Source organism: Flavobacterium fluviatile (genome assembly GCF_010645065.1).
Classification (GTDB): Bacteria; Bacteroidota; Bacteroidia; order Flavobacteriales; family Flavobacteriaceae; genus Flavobacterium; species Flavobacterium fluviatile.
Window position 1 is genome coordinate 1 of the sequence record NZ_JAADZW010000053.1, and the last position, 3,184, is coordinate 3,184.

Below are 3,184 nucleotides of genomic sequence, written 5' to 3' on the forward strand. Positions count from 1 at the left end.
GTTTCATTTTGTTTTCCGAACTAAAATGCCAGATTAAAATCAACTGATTCTCGTCGGCGGAGCTATACACCATAACGTTCTCGCGCCTTGCGCCGTTTGCGACTTACGAAGACGAGTATTTTCGGCTAAACGAAAATACGATTAAAAAACGATAATTCCACTAAATTCGCAGATGGCGCAAGACGTGTGTTGGCGGATGTTTTTTTATTTTGCATGATATATTTCTCCAATATCTATATTAAAATCTTCTAAAGGAAATTCTATAAATGCATAACATTGAACAACTTTAGGAATGTAATTTAGGAGTGATATATGAATCATTTTGTCACTTATTGAAAATTCAATTCCAGAAATCGAATAATATTCTAAATATTGTAATAGAGTTTGTTTTTCATCTCCATCTTCAGAATATTTTTGAATTATAGAATTAAAAAAGGATTTCTCATCTTCTATTTGGATTATATCATTTAGTTTTATTTTCCTTTCAGGTGATAAGATATAATTTACAGAAATAATTTTACTTCTTGGATATGGACCACCTAAAGAACTAAAAGTAACAATATTGATACTAATGAATTTGGAGGATATGAGGTTTATATTGTATCCTATTTCATAAAAATAATCGTAGACTTGAGAAACTTCTTCCAAACTTACTTCTGAATCAATTAAGCCAGTTCTTAAATCACTTAAAATTTCATAAACTATATTTTGAATATTACTATTTATATTGTTAGAATCAAATTTATCGCTATTTTCAAAAAAGGGTATTGAACACTCGTAATTTATTTTGACATTATTTTTAATGTTTAAAGGCAATTCGATTTCCTTAAACTTTATAATTTTAGAATTTGAATCTTTTAACCTAAGTATAAAAGCTCCGCCTTCATGTCCTAAACCATTAAGTATTCCACTTCGTGGAGTTTGAATTATATCTTTTGGAAACTTTAAAATTACCTGATTTGCAATAATTTCAATAGAAATCTCATCTACAGTATTTTCTTCGAGTACTTCACACAAAACTTTATTAAAAGGACTTGATTCTCCTATTTTACCATCTTTTACTTTTTCGATACTTCCAGATGTTAAAGCAAATCTTGATTTACGGTTTTCTAATGATTTTATTCCTCCACCTCTTTCAGATTCTTCAAAGATTGCGCCAGAATAACAATTATCTGCTATCAAACAAAAATGCATTATTTCTGCTTTTTTTACGAAATTTAATATTTCAAGAGTTGAAATCCAAGTTGATTGATCGTAAATATCTGCATCAGATGGAAGCCAAAATGAAGTTTCAATTCTTGGATTATATTCACCATGACCTAAAAAAAGAATTAATAAATTTTCATCATTTAAAGAATTAATGATGTAATCATAAAGAGTTTTATAAATGAAGCTCTTTGTTGTTTGCTCTTTATGAAGTAATAATTCTACTTCGTCAAACTGATATTTAGATTGTAATAAACTGATTAATTTATTCAAATCACTTTGACAATTATTCAATTTTTTAATTCTCTTATCTGAATATTCATCAATGCCAATTCCTAAAATTTTATTTACCATTTATTATATTCAAATTTATGCTCGTTTTCTACTTTCATGCGCCAAAATATCCGCCAACGTTCTCGCGCCTTGCGCGGTTTGCGACTTACGAAGACGAGTATTTTCGGCTAAACGAAAATACGATAAAAAACGGTAATTCCACTAAATTCGCAAATGGCGCAAGACGTGTGTTATGCGGCGTTTTTTTATTTAAATAATTTTTCCAGTTCTAATATTCTTTCAGCTTTTATAATTAGTCCTAAATTATTAGGAATTTGAGATATAGCTATAGGTCTCTGAATATTAGGAGTCATAATTATTTCACCTTTAGCAGTAGCTTGAGGGCCAGCATAAAGAATTCCTAATAGAATTACTCTATTTTTCCCCATAAACATAGTACCATGTCTATCTCTATATCCACCTTCGTTAAATATTAAGACTGGTGAACCACTTGATCCAGGAAAAGCAGCTATGTCAATCATTATTTCTTTTTTGCCATTATAATCTATTGCGGGATTTGTTGCTGTTGTTCCTTTTCTAAAAATCGGCATGTTATTTATGGAATCCCATATTCCATTAGGATAACCAATCATTAATACATCTTCAAGTGCAGTCAACTCTTCTTTCTGCTCTTTGGTCGGAAGTAAATCTTTTCCAAAAGGAATATAGAATAATTTCTCACCTCTTTTATTAGCTTCATTTATATATGGAGCAAGTGGCATTGCACATAAGTCAACTTCATCGTCAGGATGTTGTCTCCAAAGATTCTCAAAATTTTCAAAATGCAGAGTGAAATGTTCAGTATCGATTGGGTTTCCATCTTTACCACATTTTGTTATTATCAGCTTTCCTCTTGCTGCATCTTTAATAACATGCTTATTAGTAACTACAACAGGAACATGAGTTTTTTGACTTTCATCTTCAGCAAAATTGAAGAAAAAGCCAGTTCCAGTTGAAATTCCTCCAGTTTTTAGTTCACATTCTATTCTTACTGTAGAATAAGTCAGCATTTCTGACATTGATAAATTTATCATAATTTTGTTATTGAATTCTCCGTTTTTTTTTCAAAATGCCGCATAACGTTCTGGCGCTACACGAGGTTTGGGATTAAAGATGCGAGTTCTTTCGGTTAAACACAAATTTTCCAAGTACAAAACCATCTTTAAATTCAACCTAATCCCCAAATCTCGTGTAACGGCTGTTATGGGGCGGTTGTTTTGTCGAAATTACGATTATCCACAAAGTTTTCACGCTTCTGTTGGCAAAATCCAATTTTCACGTTTTCGCTTTTCTGTTCGTAATTTCGGCGCATTATTTTCTATTATTCACTTTTTAATTTCTGCACAAAACTTTTCAAGTTTCTGCTTTTCACGTTAGAGTAGGAGATTTCCAATTTTCACGCTTCTGCTTTTCAGATTCCAATTTTCAATTTTCTGTTGGCAGATTCCAACTTTCCGACTTCTATTGGCGATTCCAATTTTCACGCTTTTGCTTTGTAAACTTTTTGCGGAAACAAATGCTTATTTTCTAATTGTTTTCATCTGCGTAATTTCGGCGCAACTGCCCCATAACGTTCCTGCGCCTCTAGCTGTTTGCAACCTATGAAACAGAGTCTTTTCGGCTAAACGAAAATAGGAATTAAAAA

The 3,184-nt window shown here is 31.4% G+C and carries 2 protein-coding genes; both read right to left on the reverse strand.

Annotated features, from left to right (window positions below; genetic code table 11):
• Positions 1 to 204: 204 nt before the first annotated feature.
• Positions 205 to 1,560 (reverse strand): caspase family protein, encoded by a 1,356-nt coding sequence (locus tag GXM17_RS21105; RefSeq protein WP_163401496.1) that lies wholly within the window; start codon positions 1,558 to 1,560, stop codon positions 205 to 207.
• Between the two features lie 185 nt (positions 1,561 to 1,745).
• Positions 1,746 to 2,573 carry a S1 family peptidase gene (locus tag GXM17_RS21110; protein WP_163401497.1) on the reverse strand — a complete coding sequence of 276 codons (828 nt, stop codon included), beginning with the start codon at positions 2,571 to 2,573 and terminating at the stop codon, positions 1,746 to 1,748.
• Positions 2,574 to 3,184: the final 611 nt, after the last annotated feature.